Here is a 16,132-nt window from a genome sequence, read left to right on the forward strand (position 1 = left end):
TCTGTAACTCTCTTTCAGGAAAGATGAATCTGTGAAAATCCGTGCAGTCTGTGGGATTTTTTATATTGATAGGAAAGAATGAATAAGAAAACAATATTTAGCGTTGCCTTGATGAGCGGTCTTTTCGCTCTTCCGATGAGTGCCCGTGAACATCTGTCTTTTGATAAGGGCTGGCTTTTCACTCTGGCTGATTCTGCCGGAATGTGGAAAGCGGATTATGCTGACGCCCATTGGCGAAGCCTGAATCTGCCTCATGACTGGGCGATAGAGGGCGATTTCTCGCCAGGCAATCCTTCGGGAGCCAGCGGAGGCGCTCTGCCAGGCGGAATAGGATGGTACAGAAAGCATTTCTCCCTGAATCCTCATGAGAAGTACGACCGCTTTACCATTACCTTTGATGGAGTTTACATGAACTCTACCGTCTACATCAACGGTCATCAGCTCGGAACCCGTCCTTACGGCTACAGTACTTTCGAGTACGACCTTACACCTTATATTAATAGGAAGGGTGATAATGTGATTGCCGTGAAGGTGGATAATAGCGACCAGCCTAACAGCCGATGGTATTCGGGCTGCGGAATCTATCGCCACGTCTGGCTCACCAAGACCATGAAGAAGGCTTACATTCCTCAATGGGGGCAGTATGTTTCTACCACTCCTCAGGGTGATGTCAGGGTGAAGACGGATTTTGCAGCTTCCGGCAACAGGATGAAACTCTCTGTCCGTAACATCATCTATGATGCTGCAGGAAAGATTGTAGCAAAGAGTAAAGGTGATCAGGAACAGAAACTGCAGGTGAAGAATCCGCATCTCTGGGACATCGGAAAGGGATATCTCTATACCGTCAAGAGTGAGCTGATTCTAAACGGGAAGGTAGTGGATGTAGCCACAACCACTACAGGCTTCCGCGATGTGAAGTTTGATGCCAGGAAGGGATTTTTCCTCAATGGCAGGAATATCAAGCTGAATGGAGTCTGCGAGCATCATGATTTCGGCTGTCTGGGTGCTGCCGTAAACGAGGATGCGATGCATCGCAAGCTCACCATCCTGCGCAACATGGGCGTGAACGCCATCCGGAGCAGCCATAATCCTCCGGCTCCTGAACTCCTCAACATGTGCGATTCGATGGGAATCCTCGTCATGGACGAGAGTTTCGACATGTGGCGACGCAAGAAATCGAATGGCGACTACGCCCGATTCTTTGATGAGTGGCACAAGCGCGACCTCTCTGACCTGGTGAAGCGCGACCGCAATCATCCTAGCATCATCATGTGGAGCATCGGCAACGAGGTGCTGGAGCAATGGTCGGATGCTGCGGCAGATACGCTTTCGCTGGAGCAGGCGAATCTGATTCTGAATGCTGGGCATGATGCTTCTACGCTGGCGCATAGCGATGAGCTGAGCGTGAATTCGCTCCTCACCCGGCATCTTGCCCGGATAGTCAAGGAGTATGATCCGTGGGGAACGCGTCCGGTTACGGCTGGCTGTAATGAGCCCGACCCGAAGAACCATCTCTTCAAGAGTGGAGCCATCGACCTGATTGGGTTCAATTACCATCATCAATGGGTGAAGGATGTTCCGAAGAACTTCCCTGGCAAGCCTTTCATCATGTCGGAGAGTGTCTCTGCCCTGCAGACGCGCGGTTTTTACATGATGCCTAGCGACAGTATCTATTCGGCTCCTAAGGAGTGGTGGCTGCCGTACTACGACCCTTCCTTCAAGTGCTCGGCTTATGATAATATGCATGCTTCATGGAGCAGCACGCACGAGGAGACATGGGATGTGGTGAAACATAATGATTTCGTGGGCGGACAGTTTATCTGGACCGGTTTCGATTATATAGGCGAACCTACTCCTTATGCTTATCCGGCGCGAAGCAGCTACTTCGGAATCATCGACCTGGCAGGTCTCCCGAAGGACACTTATTTTATGTATCAGAGTGAGTGGACGCAGAAGAACGTGCTTCATCTCTTCCCTCATTGGAACTGGATTCCGGGACAGACCATCGACATGTGGTGCTACTACAACAACGCAGACGAGGTGGAACTCTTCGTGAACGGCAAGAGCCAGGGTGTTCGCAAGAAGACCGTCTATGGTGAGAAGAACGAGGGTGAAGCCTTCCGGAAGAGTACGGAATATCACGTGATGTGGCGAGTTGAGTTCCAGCCGGGCGAAGTAAAGGTGGTGGCTAGAAAGGGCGGCAAGCAGGTGGGCGAGCAGACCATCAGGACTGCGGGTGCTCCTCATCACATCGTCTTGAAGAAGACCTATCAGGGCAATCTGGCTTATGGCTCAGCAGAACCTACAACCTTCGTAGAAGTGAATGTGGTGGATAAGGACGGAAATCTCTGTCCGAATGCCGAGAACCAGATTTTCTTCTCTTCCGATGCTCAGATTCTGGGTACGGATAATGGTTGCCAGACCTCTCTGGAGCGTTTTACCGACCCTCATCGCAAGGCGTTCTTCGGCAAGTGCGTGGTGGTATTGAAGGGCAAGGGTAAGCTCCAGGCAAAGGCTGTTGACCTGAAGGAAGCAGCTTTGGAATTATAGAATAAAAATCTTTTGAATCATGAGAAAATCACTTTTAACCCTTTGTGTCCTGAGCCTGCCGATGGCAGGACAGGCACAGCTTAAAACTAATAATGGCATAGAATACTTACAATGCCAGGCGCCCGATGTTTCGGGCGATTTCTGCGATTTGGCAAATACTTATTTCCTTGCCGACAGCATCGCCGGCTTCGACCTGAACAAGGGCGAAGGACTGCTCAACTGGAAGCGTTACCGGCTGGCACCCCGACAGGCTTTCAACCTCAACGGTTATTGGCCGGTCAGGATGAAGATGCTCGATTTCCCCGACACCCAGTACGATAACGACCCAAACCTGAAAATCAGGATTCAGAAGATTGATGACAGAACCCTGCGCATTACCGTCTTCACTTCGCCTATCGAACCTAAGATGGACGAGGCCAACGACCCGATGTTTTCGCCTGAGTTTATCTCCGGGAACTTCGGCAACGGGAATGCCCGCATGGGGAAGGGGAGATGGAACACGTCGGCGTCGGCACAAAGCATTATTTATAAAAACGGAAATGGAGAGCTGGAAATCCAGAAGTATCCGTTCCGATTGATACTTCGCGATGCGAAAGGAAAAATACTTACACAAACTCGACATATAATAGACAACGACAGTACGCAGGTAAAACTCCTGCCGTTCAATTTCATCAAGCGCGGAAGCGACAATTCGCGCAGCATCAACCCCGTCTTCATGCTTTCGCCGGGAGAGAGAATCTATGGTTGCGGAGAGAGTTTCACCTCGCTCAACAAGGTGGGGCAGAAGGTGAATATTTCCGTGGTAGACCCGCAGGGTCCTGAAACCGACGGAATGTACAAGCCTGTGCCTTTCTATTTCTCCAATCGTGGCTATGGAATATTTATGCATACTTCGGCTCCTACTACTGCCGATTTCGGAGCTAGCTACATCGGAGCACAACGCCTGTTCATGGGCGATGAGACGATGGACTTCTTCGTCTTCTTCGGAGAGCCAAAGGAGATTCTGGATAAATATACCAACGTTACGGGCAAGTCGCCGATGCTGCCTCTCTGGACTTTCGGCACCTGGATGAGCCGCATCTCCTACTTCTCGCAGAAAGAGGGTCTGGAGATTGCACATCAGCTGAGAGCCAACCGCATTCCTGCCGACGTGATTCATTTCGATACGGGATGGTTTGGCGTAGACTGGCAATGTGACTATGAGTTTGCCAAGGACCGCTTCAAGGACCCGGTAGGAATGCTGAAGACTCTGAAGAAGGAAGGTTTCCATACCTGCTTGTGGCAGTTGCCTTATTTCACTCCGAAAAATCGTTACTTCCACGAACTGGTAGAAGGTGGAATGGCGGTAAGAAATGCCAACGGAACGCTCAATTATGAGGATGCTGTGCTCGACCTGAGCAATCAGAAGACCGTAAGCTGGTATCAGGACAAGATAGCCCATCTCATCAAGCTGGGAGTAGGCGTCATCAAGTGCGATTTTGGCGAGGCGGCTCCTTATGATGGTCTTTACGCCAGCGGCAAGACAGGCTTCTATGAGCACAATCTCTATCCTCTGCGTTATAATAAGGCGCTCTGGGAAGCCGTGAAGGCAAATTCTGCCGACCATGAAGGCGTAATCTGGGCACGAAGTGCGTGGGCAGGAAGCCAGCGCTTTCCGCTCCATTGGGGTGGCGATGCGGCTACCAACGAGATTGGAAGCGTAGGAATGCTGGGCGATTTGCGAGGCGGCTTGAGTTTCGGATTGAGCGGTTTCTCTTTCTGGAGTCATGATATGGGTGGCTTTGTAACCCAGAGTCCTGACGATCTGTACCGTCGCTGGTTGCCGTTCGGTTTCCTGAGTTCCCATACCCGTGCTCATGGAGCGCCTCCTACCGAGCCTTGGCTCATCAGCAAGGATTTTACGGATGCTTTCCGTGCCAATGCCGAGATGAAGTATCAGCTGATGCCTTATGTTTATGCGCAGGCTAAGGATTGTTCAGAGAAGGGCTTGCCGATGGTTCGTGCGCTCTTCGTAGAGTTCCCGCATGATGCAGGTGCCTGGCTGGTAGAGGATGAGTACATGTATGGTTCCCAGCTGCTGGTGGCTCCGCTCCTGGAGTCGGGCAGTAGCCGTACGGTTTATTTGCCTAAGGGTAAATGGATTGATTACCAGAGTGGTAAGGTTTACGAGGGTGGCTATCAGGAGATTTCCATCCCTACGGCTCAGGAGGTGAAGGCTTATGCTGAGGCTTCGGGCTCGGCAACGGTTTCCCAGCCTCTTCCTTGCATTATTCTGGTCAAGGATGGCAGCTTGATTCCTCAGGTTCCTGTGGCTCAGAGCACGGACAAGATTAATTGGAGCAAGCTCTCAATGCGTACGTTCAAGGCTGATGCAGCCGAATGCGTAGGCTATCTTTATCTGCCGGGAAGCGAGAAGATTGCAATCGTAAAGCGAGAGTTTTATGATTCTACCATTTGAAAAAATGCTATCATAAAAAATATTATTTTTAAAAATGCTATCATAAAAAAATCCTTCGGAAGTAATGCGATGTTTACTTCCGGAGGACTTTTTTTGTAGATGATAGTATGATTAATATGTTGTATTTTTTTATCCGATGATGCTTTGCAGCAACCCCTGGCAGGCATCTTCCAATAGGGTGATGACCAGTTCAAAATCGCCCATGTCGCCATAATATGGGTCGGGAACGGTGGTGTATTCACGATGGTGGGTCAGGAAATCGGCCATCCGGACCACCTTGTCCTTATCTGCCTGGCAGGAAGCCATGGAGGTAATGGCACGGTAATTCTCATTATCCATCACCACGATGGTTTCGAATCTTCCGAAATCTGACTTCTGGAACTGGCGGGCGTGGCTGTTGAAATTGTAGCCATGTTCGGCGCCACATTTCCGCATGCGACTGTCAGGCAGCTGCCCCACGTGCCAGTTGCCTATTCCTGCAGAATCAATTTCAAACTCATCCTGCAGCCCTGCCTTTTCTACCAGGCTCTTCATGATGCCCTCGCCGGCTGGCGAACGGCAAATGTTGCCGAGGCAAATAAATAAAACGGTATGTTTACCTTTCTTTGTCATAAATATTATATTTAAATGTTTGTCAAGTTTAGCGAGTTCGCCCCGCACGCCCTGTTTTGTAAGTTCGCCCCGCACGCCCTGAAAGGGCAGAAGCTCCTAGCCCAGGGCAACGCCCTGGGTATAAACAGCAGTCAGCAAGGCGCCCTGTAAGGGCAAAAGCTTTAGAATATGGGTAATAAAGCTTTTCCCCTTACAGGGCGTATATTTATAACTCCCTACAACCCAGTGCGTTGCCCTGGGCTAGGAGCTTCTGCCCTTTCTGGGCGTATTGCTGAAATCAACCTTCGTCTGTTTGAAATCAACCATTACCGTCCTTTATCGGGAGATAATATTTTTAGTCGATTTCCTCGTCAGCCTCATAACCGCCCATCTCGCGGATGGCGTTCTTCAGCATGGTGTACTGCTGGTAGAGGTTGTTCACAGCCTCTTCACCCTGGGTATAATCGTGCATTGGCGCCTTGAGGAAGAAACTCAGGAAGCGCTGGATGCCGTAACGGCCGGCACGGGCTGCAAGGTCGCTCAACAGACAGAGGTCGAGCAGCAATGGAGCGGCAAGGATGGAGTCGCGGCACAGGAAGTTGATCTTGATTTGCATTGGATAACCCATCCAGCCGAAGATGTCGATGTTGTCCCAACCTTCCTTGTTGTCGTTGCGAGGAGGATAATAGTTGATGCGAACCTTGTGATAATACTGAGTGTCCTCATCGTTGCCATGGCCGTAGAGGTCTGGCTGGACTTCTGGCTTCAGGATAGTCTCAAGGGTAGAGAGCTTGCTCACTTCCTTGGTATGGAAGTTGGCTGGCTCATCGAGAACGAGACCGTCGCGGTTGCCCAGAATGTTGGTAGAGAACCAACCGTTCAAGCCGAGGCAGCGGGTGCCGATGATAGGAGCAAAACCACTCTTCACGAGAGTCTGACCAGTCTTGAAGTCCTTGCCTGCGATAGGCATGTGGGTCTTCTCAGCGAGTTCCCACATGGCAGGAATGTCAACTGTTGTGTTAGGAGCACCCATGATGAAAGGAGCACCCTCCGTAAGGGCTGCATAAGCGTAGCACATGGATGGAGCGATGTGCTGGCGGTCGTCAGCCTTCATCGCAGCCTCGAGAGCTGCCAATGAGCCGTGGATTTCCATATCTACCGGTACGTAGATTTCGGTAGATGCTGCCCAGGCTACGACGATGCGGGAGCAGCCGTTCTTCTCCTTGAAGTCGCGGATGTCCTGACGCAGAGCCTCCACCATTTCCCAGCGGGTCTTGCAGTCCTTCACGTTGTCGCCATCCAGACGCTTGGCGTAGTTCTTGTCGAAGGCAGCCTTCATTGGAACCACCTTCTCCAGCTCCTCGCGCACAGGGTTGATATCCTTCTCCTTCAGGACCTCGGCATACATAGCAGCCTGGTAAGCATTCTGCGGATAAACATCCCAAGTGCCGAATACGATGTCGTTGAGATCTGCCATAGGCACGATGTCCTTGTAGTGAAGATACTTCTTGTCTGCACCCTTGCCTACGCGAATCTTATCGTATTGAGTCATTGAACCTACTGGCTTTGCAAGTCCCTTGCGAGCCATAAACACACCAGTCATGAATGTAGTAGAAACTGCACCACAACCTACAACCATGATACCCAGCTTGCCATCAGCTGGTTTAACCTTGTTTTGTTCCATTATCTAAAAAAATTAATGTATTATAAAGTCTTCTACTTCTATTGTTCAGTATGTCTATCTGGATTGCAAAGATAAGGAAAACTGATGGAATAAGTGTAGTTTTTTGGAAATATCTGCAATAAATTTAGAAATATTAGCATTAGAATGATAAAAAAAACGATAAAAAGTAAGTATCTTTGCAAAAGAGTTTATAATCAGAAGAAACAATTTTCTAATTTTTTTTATAGCATGACAATAACGCTTATTATATTAATCATTACGGTTGCCATGTTTATATGGGGCAGGGTGAGGGCTGATATTGTGGCTCTTACTGCCTTGGCAGCACTCTTGGTTCTCGGAATCCTGACGCCGGCAGAGGCTCTTGCCGGCTTCTCTTCGCCCATCGTCATCATGATGATAGGCCTCTTCGTGGTGGGTGGAGCTATCATGCAGACCGGCCTTGCCAAGCTGACGGGCAATAAGCTGATGGCGCTCTCCCGTGGCAACGAAACCGTTACCTTCCTCCTCGTGATGCTGGTAACCTCGTTTATCGGAGCCTTCGTGAGCAATACCGGAACCGTGGCGCTGATGATGCCTATCATCATGAGCCTGGCTGCGGGTTCGGGCATGCAGTCGTCGCGATTCCTCATGCCGCTCGCCTTTGCCGGAAGTCTGGGCGGAATGCTCACCCTCATCGGTACGCCGCCCAACCTGGTCATCGACGAGGTGCTTACCGAGGCGGGATTCAAGCCCCTGGCGTTCTTCTCCTTCTTCCCGGTGGGAATCATCGTCATCGCCATCGGAATCATCGTCCTCATGCCCCTGAGCAAAATCTTTCTCAGCCAGAAGCAGAACGGCAAGAAAAAGAAGAACGGAAAGTCGCTCGATGACCTGGTAGACGAATACCAGCTGCTCGACAACCTGCATCGCTACATCGTGCCAAGCAAGCGGACGGCTGCAGCCATCGATGAGAATGGGCAGATGATGGACATCGTGGGCAAGACCCTCAAGGACCTCAGCATCCAGAAGAAATATGGCGTGAGCATCATCGAGATAAGAAACGAGAAGAAATCGCGACTGGGACTCGTGAAGGACGTCAACCAGAACATGGCGAAGAGCAGCAGCACCATCGCCGTGCACGACACCTTATATATAATAGGTGACGAGGAGAAGATTGAACGGTTTGCGCAGGATTACGACCTGAGGAAGATGAAGGACGTGAAGATTGATTTCTACGACCTGGGACTGACCGAGATTGTTGTGATGCCTACTTCCAATTTTGCCGGATTGCGAATTGGAGATGCCAACCTGCGCAAGCGCTTCGGCATCAACGTGCTGGGCGTGAAGCGAGGCGGAAGCTCTTCTGACGGCAAGGTGGGAAAGGAATATATTACCGACAATCTGATAGCCACCAGGCTGCATGTGGGCGATATGCTCCTGGTGCAGGGAGAGTGGACCAATCTGGCCCATCTTACGGCAGATACCACCAACTGGGTGGTGCTGGATCAGCCGGAGAAGACGGCAGACAAGGTGCTCCTGGACTACAAGGCTCCTGTGGCTGCAGCCATCATGCTCTTGATGATAGCGATGATGGTGTTCGACTTCATCCCCGTGGCTCCGGTCACGGCGGTCATCATCGCCGGACTGCTTACCGTCTTTGCCGGATGCTTCCGCAACGTGGAGGCAGCCTACAAGACCATCAACTGGGAGAGCATCGTGCTGATAGCCGCCATGATGCCGATGTCTACGGCGCTGGAGAAGACGGGTGCTTCGGCCTTGGTTTCGCAGGGACTGGTAGACAGTCTCGGCTCGATGGGACCGACGGCTCTGCTGGCAGGTATCTATTTCACCACTTCGCTCATGACGATGTTCATCAGCAATACCGCCACGGCTGTGTTGATGGCTCCTATCGCCCTGGTGGCAGCCCAGCAGGTGGGCGTGAGTCCTTATTCCTTCCTCTTTGCGGTAACGTTGGGTGCCAGCATGTGCTTTGCCTCTCCGTTCTCCACTCCGCCTAATGCGCTGGTGATGAAGGCGGGTGGCTATACGTTCATGGACTACGTGAAGGTAGGTTTGCCGTTGCAGATCATCATCGGCGTGGTGATGACCTTCGTGCTTCCGCTCCTGTTCCCGTATTGATTTTACTTCAATCAATTCCCTCATTTGCGAAATTACTGAACTTTAGAAGTGTTAAGGGGAAGTTAAGGGACAAATGTCCTACGTTATACGACAAAAGACTATTGTCTCTTCACTTCCTGAACGACCGAAGGGAGTGATAACTTCTTTAACTTCAATCAATTCCCTCTTTTGCGAAATGCTGGAAAAAGATAATCCCCAATCTCTTGGTGCTCCTGATGAGTCCGAGGATTGGGGATTTTCTATCTTGGTAGTAGGACTACATGCCTACGTCTCCTTCAGCGTCTCCACCGCTGGTGCCACCGCCTTCGGTATTGCCTGAGCCACCACCTTCGGTATTGCCTGAGCCGCCACCTTCGGTATTGCCTGAACCGCCGCCTTCGGTATTGCCTGAGCCGCCACCTTCGGTTCCACCTCCGTTTGGATCCTTGTCTGGGTCTTCCACGTTGCCGCCATCGCCCGAAGTAACGTTCTTCACCACCTTGCCGTTGCGGTCGATACAGGTAATCTGGATAGGAGTTCTCTGCAGCTCATCCTTGATATCCACGTTTGGAGTGAAGATAACTCTGCGGGTGGTGATGAGGCTACCTGCCACCTCACCCACGGTAGCCACACTCTTGGCTCGCACGCCGAATCTCATGGTTCCCAACCCCGGGATGGCAACGGAGTGTCCTTCGGTAGACCATGTCTTGATAACTTCGCCGGCAGCATCCCAGCATGCCTGCATCACGCCGCGGCTCACGCCACTTCTCAGAGCCGCCTCCTTGATAACCTTGCTCTCCGGGAGCTTGTTGTAAAGCTCGGTACTGAGAACGTAACGATACTTACCTTTCAACTCACCCACCTGGATGAGGGTTTCCTTTGCTTTCAAATTAATAGCCATAATCTTCTTGAATTTTAAATTGTTAATAAATTGATAAAAAAATAATTATAAAGCTTTCCCCCCTTTCAGGGCGTCCCCTTCTAGCCCGCCTTCCAGCCTCCGTTCTTGCCGAGTCAGAAAAGGAGCGCAAGGCTCGTAGCCCCCTTCCAGCCCGCCTTCCAGCCTCCGTTCTTGCCGAGTCAGAAAAGGAGCGCAAGGCTCGTAGCTCCCTTCCAGCCCCCGTTCCCAGCGATTCCATCGCTGGTCCCCCCTAGGCGTTCCGGCGTTTTTGCAAACCATCTTCACCTGATGGTGATGGTTGGCACGAAGTGCGAAGAGTCGGCTCGCGTGGTGATGTTGTTCTCCTGCTGCTGCCTCTGGTTCTTCCCGATCACGAGACCCGCGGTACACGAGCTGGTGAGGAAGGTGACGATGGCAGAGCATACGGCCACGATGAGATACTTGATGAATGCCTTCATATTTGGGTTCATACGCTTCTCTTGCCCCCTATTAACTTTCCGTCTTCTTTTTTAAAAAGAAGAAAGAGAAGGACTCGTATCAGGGCTTGGAGTCGAGGTTGATAACTTGATGCATTCGGGATAATCTTATCCGGAATATCTCCCAGATGCCTTTTTTCATTTTTCCAACTGGAGAAATATTTTTCTCCAACTAGGAAAGTGATTTTCCAGCGCTTTCTGAATCACGATGCAAAGATACGAAATCCCCCACAGTCAGTTGGGCGATGGCATGTGAAGCCGTGCGATAGCGGAACATTTTTTAAAAAAATATAAAATCAGCCTAATTAATGGCCTTATATCGAGATAATTGATTATATTTGCTAAAAAATAGGAGGCATAAGCCTTGGTATAAAATTAAAGCGTATGGAACAAGTAGGTTATAACAATATACATCTGGCTATCATGGCAATAGAGAAGGGAGCAAAAATAATGAATGTACCTTCTAAAAACATGTATATGCGTTTGAAGAAACAAGGTCTCATCCATAATTTCCTTTTGCCATATTATGAAGAATTACATACCCAGAGTTCTGATTGGGTTGCAAGAACTACGGTTGAAACACTCAAAAACTGGGAGATGGCACAATGAAATTATTCCATGGATCATACATGAAAATAGAATATCCAGAAATCAGTAAAGGGCGTACTAAAGTTGATTTCGGGCAAGGGGTCTATTTAACTGGCATTAAGTCGCAAGCTGAAAAATGGTCTAAGGTTATTGCTATCAGAAAAGGACCTGCCTTTCGGCCAATCGTCAATATGTTTGAATTGAACGAAGATTTGTTTAACTTGTCGGATTTCCGTATCAAAAGGTTCAAAGAATACAATATAGAGTGGCTTCAATATGTTGTGGATTGTAGAAGAGGAGGTAATTTGCAAAAACAATATGACCTGGTAGAGGGTGGTGTAGCCAATGATAATGTAATCGACACAGTAGAAGATTTCGAAAATGGCAGAATTACTGCGGAACAGGCATTGGGACAGTTGGTGTATAAGCAAGTGAACCATCAAATTTGTATTCGTAATCAGCAAATTATCGACAAATACCTTCAATTCGTTTCATCCTATCAAATTTAGAAATTATGAGAGACTCTGTACTTTGGCGTAAACAAAGCCGTATCGTGATGTTGCTGGCAAAGGAGAAGAATATTACTCCAGAACAAGCTCTTGATATCTATTATTCTTCCAGAACCGCTCAGCTGTTGTCTGATCCTAATACAGGATTGCAACTCATGAGCGATCAATATGTGCTTGAAGACCTTCTAAAAGAGCTGCAGGAAAGAGAAGCATCTGCAGCTTCCGGAATATCATAAATGAGCTCCAAACGCCAGTAACCAATTGGCTGGCGCTTGGGGCTTACTTATACTAAACTATCAACTCTAAACCTTATCCCGGTTCCCCCAGGTAATCTATGATAGCCTTCACCTGCTTGGGCGTAAAAGCCTTGCTCAGTTTGTGATAGCCCATTGCCAGGAGCTCCTCCCATAGCGGGTCGCATTGGTGAATCCAAGCCATCAGATGGTTGACGGCTGTGCGTGGATTACTCTCGGGAAAGTACATCAGGGCAAGTTCCTTCTTGGTGTACGTACGAATGATAAATTCTTCCATATTCATTTTGATTTTAAAGGGTGAGTTTCGCATATGGGGAAGTTAAGGGAAGTTAGAGAAGTTAGAGGGAAGCTAAGGGACAAATGTCCTGCATCTTACGAAAAAGACTATTGTCTCTTAACTTCCCGAACGATCGCAGGGAGTGATAACTTCTTTAACTTCAATTAATTCCCTCACTTGCAAAACTTGAATAAATAATACTCGCTGAAATCCTTGCAGCCTGGGGGCAACTGATGATGAACCAGATGGGGGAGAATCTCCCTGAGTTGCAGGAAGAGCTGTTCGCCGGGCGCATCCTGATCAGGAAACATGTGGAATTCCACCTGATATTGACGCTCGATATCAGCCAGCAGCTGCTTATCCTCAGGTTTGAGAAGCGTGGCCGACGGAATGGCTATCGCCTTATGTCCGGCAGAAAGCATCGCCCAGCAGTCGCTGCATCCCTCCGTGATGAAAAGCTTCTCGCCAGGTTTCAGTCTCCCTACCACCGGCAGGTTGTAGATGGAGCATCTGGCGCCATAGGGAAACCGGAAGCGGGGAGCCATCGGTTCCGTCTGAAGCGAACCCTCCGTCTGATGTGAACCCTCCGTCTGAAGCGAACCCTCCGTCTGATGTGAACCCTCCGTCTGAAGCGAACCCTCCGTCTGAAGCGAACCCTCCGTCTGATGTGAACCCTCTGTCTGATGTGAACCCTCTGTCTGATGTGAACCCACCGTCTGAAGCGAACCCTCCGTCTGATGTGAACCCTCCGTCTGAAGCGAACCCTCCGTCTGATGTGAACCCTCCGTCTGATGTGAACCCTCCGTCTGAAGCGAACCCTCCGTCTGATGTGAACCCTCCGTCTGATGTGAAGGAGAATCTGTGTCATCTGTGAAATCTGTGGGCGTCTTCCGGTAATCGAGGTTTCTGTTCTGGATTCCGATGAGCCGTCCGTCCATGTCGAAGTAGGGAATCTGCAGCCAGTTGATGCCCTTCTTATCCGTCCATGAAGTCAGTCTGCACCAGTTCACCACTCTCCAGTCAATCTTCCTCTCTTCGAACAGGAACCTCCTTGCCGCCTCGTTCAGCCACGGATGCTCAAAGAATCTCGCATACTTGCTGGCATCGAAGGAGGAGGATTTTCCCGAATGAGAGCCACCAGAATCATCTCCCGAATGAGAGCCACCGGAATCCTTTTCCGAATGAGAACCACCGGAATCCTTTCCCGAATGAGAGCCACCGGAATCCTTTTCCGAATGAGAACCACCGCCAGAAGAGGCTTCGGAGGAAAGAGAAGAGAAAGCCCCCTCTCTCTTCCTGCCATCTTCCAGATAAACCCCATTCACCTCCGCGAGCCATCGGCAAGCCGACAGAAAATCCTTCCCCAGGTATTTCATCACCAGGTCGATGGTGCCCACGGAATTACCCATGCAGACATAGCAGCGGCAGCTGTTCCTCCTCGTGCTGAACGAGAGGCTGGCATGGTGGTCGTCATGAAAGGGGCAGAGCGCCTTGTGCCGCTCCACCTTTATCCCCATCTGCTCCGCAACTCCCTCAATAGGCAGGTCGCGCAGCTTCTGAATCTCATATTTCTCCATAAAAACTATTTTTTACTTTATTTCTTATCCTTTCCCGCCGGCATTCCCATCAGATATTCCCTTGTCTTCGTATAAAGCCCCGTCTGGGCAGAATAGGTGATGAATTTGCGGTTCTTCCATACGTTAAGCTGATGCTTGGTACCCTCCTTGCTCTTGCCAAGGCTCAAGCGGAGAGCTTCCAGCTGCAGTTCGTTGAATGATACTTCCAGATGGTCAAGCATATTCTTGGGACCGGTTCGCTGCACCTCCTCCTGCACATCGCCACACTTGAACATGTCGCCAAATACCTTCACTTTCGACCACAAGTCGTAGTAGCAGAACCATACCACGAAGTCCCCGATGGAGCGTGTCCACGTCTGGTCGTTCAGAATCCACAGCACGGCTCCCTTCTTCCATGCCGAAAAGATGCTGCGGTGGGAAAGCTCCCAGAGCATGTCATCATCGGCAAGATCGGCAAGCCTTGCCATTTCTTCTGCCAGCTGGTCGGCCACCTTGTTGAGCTTCTTCACCACAAAACTGCCCTTACAGTTGTCCAGGCGCAGCAGATAGCTGTCCATCTTCTTCAGGAATTCCTCATCATACGTTCCCTGCCGTGGAATCTTGCCACTACGCTCGCCACGAGCCTTGTAGGCGAAAGGGATGCGGCCGAAGAAACCATTGGTGAGGTCTTTCTTGTAGAACTGTCGGGCAGCCTCGGGGGTAGAAGTGAAGGTGAGGTTCACCCTGAGCACGGGATTGCCCGTTACGCCATCTGCCGTGGCGCGCAGGGCTCCGGCACGCTGACGGTCGTAGATGTTTCTTACCATCTGGCTCACCTGCTTATGTCCGCCACACATCCTGTCCGCCATTTCTACTTCGGGCAGATTGATGTATTGCGTGCGCTCGCCCAGTTTTTCGCATGCCATGGCATTCTGGATAAAGGCAGGATTGGTGACATCGGCTGGTGGAAACCAGAAACTCACGTCCGGACGTTCGGGTTTTTCCTTGTTGGCGCCCTTGGTCTTCATCTGTCGCTGCCAGTCCACGAGTTTCTTGAACTCAGTCTCATCATGCTTGCGAAAAGGGCGCATGATAGCCTCTACCAAATGCCCCAATTGTGCCTTTCCGATACCCGAAGGACCTATCAGATGCCCCATCTGCCCGCACATTTCATAATATTTGTTGTCGCAATACATGAACCTTACGTCCGTGAGATGAGCGGCAAGAGCCGGAATTGCCATCGGAATGAGCACTTCACGCATGTCTTTTGATGCCTGCGAGAGGGCAAATTTTACAAATTCTGTGCCCTTGCTGGGCTTGGGCATCGCCGGAGCGGCATTGCTGAAAATGTTGTAAATCATTGCTTTTTAGAGAATTAAATTAAAATCGATGTTCTTTTTTTATTGCCTACAGTCTCAGTCTCAGAGTCTCAGTTTTTTTTCATGTGGTCTCGCTTTCTATATATATTATATATAACTAATTAATAATCAATAAGTTATAAGTGCTTAAGAAGCGGGTTTGAAGTTGAATTGTGACATTTATCCTAACTGAGACTGAGACGTGAGACTCCGTGTTATCTGTCATCACTCTTGCCGCTAATGATGCGCAGCTCGTCGGCGGCACCCTGGCAGAAGTCCTGGAAGGTGAAGCGCTCTGAGAACTGCGGGCGGTTGAAGGTAGGGTAGAGCGTACCGTCTTTCTTCCGGTTCACGTTGATGTAAGTTCCTTCATACACGTGCGGATTTCTCTGCACCACCTTCTTCTTCTTCTCGGAGTCGTTCTGCACGAATGTGAAGTGGTCTTCGCCGTCGTGCGTAATGGCTCCGTCCAGATACTCGCCCACGGCCATGCGTCCAGGCTTGCGTGTTATCAACTTGAGGTCGATACCCAACTCTGTGTTGGGGTAGAAATTATGATTAGACATAATTGTAGTCTTTCCGGTTATTCCCTCCGTTTCGATGAGAGGGGACCTCCATTCCGCATCAGCAAAAATCGAAACAGGCTTCGGTCTTCGCTTGCCCATGCCTGATGTGGTTTGGTGCTGCAAAGGTCGGTATTTTTTGAGAGATAGACAAGGAAAAAAGTAGATAGTAGATGAGTGAAAAATATTTACGTTTTTAGAATTCTTGATGTTATGCTAAGTTAAAAAGTAGATTGAATGGTAGCAAAGTAGATTATTAAAAGCAAAAAC

General features: G+C 49.8%; 14 protein-coding genes. 6 read left to right on the forward strand and 8 right to left on the reverse strand.

Going from position 1 to position 16,132, the window contains the following annotated elements:
- Nucleotides 1-78 precede the first annotated feature (78 nt).
- Both ACQRBJ_RS06440 and ACQRBJ_RS06445 read left to right on the forward strand, forming a co-directional pair.
- Nucleotides 79-2,550 (forward strand): glycoside hydrolase family 2 TIM barrel-domain containing protein, encoded by a 2,472-nt coding sequence (locus ACQRBJ_RS06440; RefSeq protein ID WP_445303126.1) that lies wholly within the window; start codon nt 79-81, stop codon nt 2,548-2,550.
- A gap of 19 nt (nt 2,551-2,569) precedes the next feature.
- Entirely contained in the window at nt 2,570-5,008 is a 2,439-nt protein-coding gene (locus ACQRBJ_RS06445) for a TIM-barrel domain-containing protein (protein ID WP_445303127.1), read from the forward strand.
- A 129-nt stretch (nt 5,009-5,137) separates the two neighbouring features.
- Here the strand turns inward: ACQRBJ_RS06445 and ACQRBJ_RS06450 are convergent, their stop codons facing one another.
- Together ACQRBJ_RS06450 and ACQRBJ_RS06455 are read right to left on the reverse strand one after the other, a co-directional pair.
- The gene (locus ACQRBJ_RS06450) at nt 5,138-5,620 is read right to left on the reverse strand and encodes a low molecular weight protein-tyrosine-phosphatase (protein WP_297159151.1); all 483 of its coding nucleotides are present in this window, start codon (nt 5,618-5,620) and stop codon (nt 5,138-5,140) included.
- Between the two features lie 334 nt (nt 5,621-5,954).
- Nucleotides 5,955-7,283 carry an inositol-3-phosphate synthase gene (locus ACQRBJ_RS06455; protein WP_294969503.1) on the reverse strand — a complete coding sequence of 443 codons (1,329 nt, stop codon included), beginning with the start codon at nt 7,281-7,283 and terminating at the stop codon, nt 5,955-5,957.
- Nucleotides 7,284-7,511: 228 nt separating this feature from the next.
- Here ACQRBJ_RS06455 and ACQRBJ_RS06460 point away from each other — a divergent pair, with 228 nt between their 5' ends.
- Nucleotides 7,512-9,401 (forward strand): SLC13 family permease, encoded by a 1,890-nt coding sequence (locus ACQRBJ_RS06460; protein ID WP_445303128.1) that lies wholly within the window; start codon nt 7,512-7,514, stop codon nt 9,399-9,401.
- A 256-nt stretch (nt 9,402-9,657) separates the two neighbouring features.
- Here the strand turns inward: ACQRBJ_RS06460 and ACQRBJ_RS06465 are convergent, their stop codons facing one another.
- Nucleotides 9,658-10,281, reverse strand: a complete 624-nt coding sequence (locus tag ACQRBJ_RS06465; RefSeq protein ID WP_441932598.1) for an HU family DNA-binding protein — start codon at nt 10,279-10,281, stop codon at nt 9,658-9,660.
- 281 nt (nt 10,282-10,562) lie between these two features.
- Nucleotides 10,563-10,751, reverse strand: a complete 189-nt coding sequence (locus tag ACQRBJ_RS06470; RefSeq protein WP_153122584.1) for a hypothetical protein — start codon at nt 10,749-10,751, stop codon at nt 10,563-10,565.
- Nucleotides 10,752-11,141: 390 nt separating this feature from the next.
- Here ACQRBJ_RS06470 and ACQRBJ_RS06475 point away from each other — a divergent pair, with 390 nt between their 5' ends.
- Genes ACQRBJ_RS06475 through ACQRBJ_RS06485 form a run of 3 tightly spaced genes read left to right on the forward strand, consistent with a single transcriptional unit; the run spans nt 11,142 to nt 12,090 of the window.
- A complete protein-coding gene (locus ACQRBJ_RS06475) occupies nt 11,142-11,366 on the forward strand; it encodes a DUF3791 domain-containing protein (RefSeq protein ID WP_294972626.1) in 225 nt (74 codons plus the stop codon).
- Nucleotides 11,363-11,854, forward strand: coding sequence for a DUF3990 domain-containing protein (locus ACQRBJ_RS06480; RefSeq protein ID WP_445303129.1), 492 nt, complete (start codon nt 11,363-11,365; stop codon nt 11,852-11,854). The genes ACQRBJ_RS06475 and ACQRBJ_RS06480 overlap by 4 nt, the downstream gene beginning before the upstream one ends.
- A gap of 5 nt (nt 11,855-11,859) precedes the next feature.
- Nucleotides 11,860-12,090 (forward strand): DUF3791 domain-containing protein, encoded by a 231-nt coding sequence (locus ACQRBJ_RS06485; RefSeq protein ID WP_445303130.1) that lies wholly within the window; start codon nt 11,860-11,862, stop codon nt 12,088-12,090.
- Nucleotides 12,091-12,163: 73 nt separating this feature from the next.
- Here ACQRBJ_RS06485 and ACQRBJ_RS06490 read toward each other — a convergent pair whose 3' ends face one another.
- The 4 genes from ACQRBJ_RS06490 to ACQRBJ_RS06505 all read right to left on the reverse strand — a co-directional run bounded on the left by ACQRBJ_RS06490 (nt 12,164) and on the right by ACQRBJ_RS06505 (nt 15,865).
- Nucleotides 12,164-12,385 carry a DUF4248 domain-containing protein gene (locus tag ACQRBJ_RS06490; protein WP_294972634.1) on the reverse strand — a complete coding sequence of 74 codons (222 nt, stop codon included), beginning with the start codon at nt 12,383-12,385 and terminating at the stop codon, nt 12,164-12,166.
- Nucleotides 12,386-12,558: 173 nt separating this feature from the next.
- Nucleotides 12,559-13,962, reverse strand: coding sequence for a CHC2 zinc finger domain-containing protein (locus ACQRBJ_RS06495; RefSeq protein ID WP_445303131.1), 1,404 nt, complete (start codon nt 13,960-13,962; stop codon nt 12,559-12,561).
- 17 nt (nt 13,963-13,979) lie between these two features.
- On the reverse strand, nt 13,980-15,302 hold the full coding sequence (locus ACQRBJ_RS06500) for a hypothetical protein (RefSeq protein WP_295347262.1): 1,323 nt from the start codon (nt 15,300-15,302) through the stop codon (nt 13,980-13,982).
- Between the two features lie 212 nt (nt 15,303-15,514).
- Nucleotides 15,515-15,865, reverse strand: coding sequence for a hypothetical protein (locus ACQRBJ_RS06505; RefSeq protein WP_445303132.1), 351 nt, complete (start codon nt 15,863-15,865; stop codon nt 15,515-15,517).
- Between the last annotated feature and the right edge of the window lie 267 nt (nt 15,866-16,132).

The sequence above is a fragment of the Prevotella sp. SGI.167 genome (assembly GCF_050313615.1).
In the GTDB taxonomy this organism is placed as follows: domain Bacteria; phylum Bacteroidota; class Bacteroidia; order Bacteroidales; family Bacteroidaceae; genus Prevotella.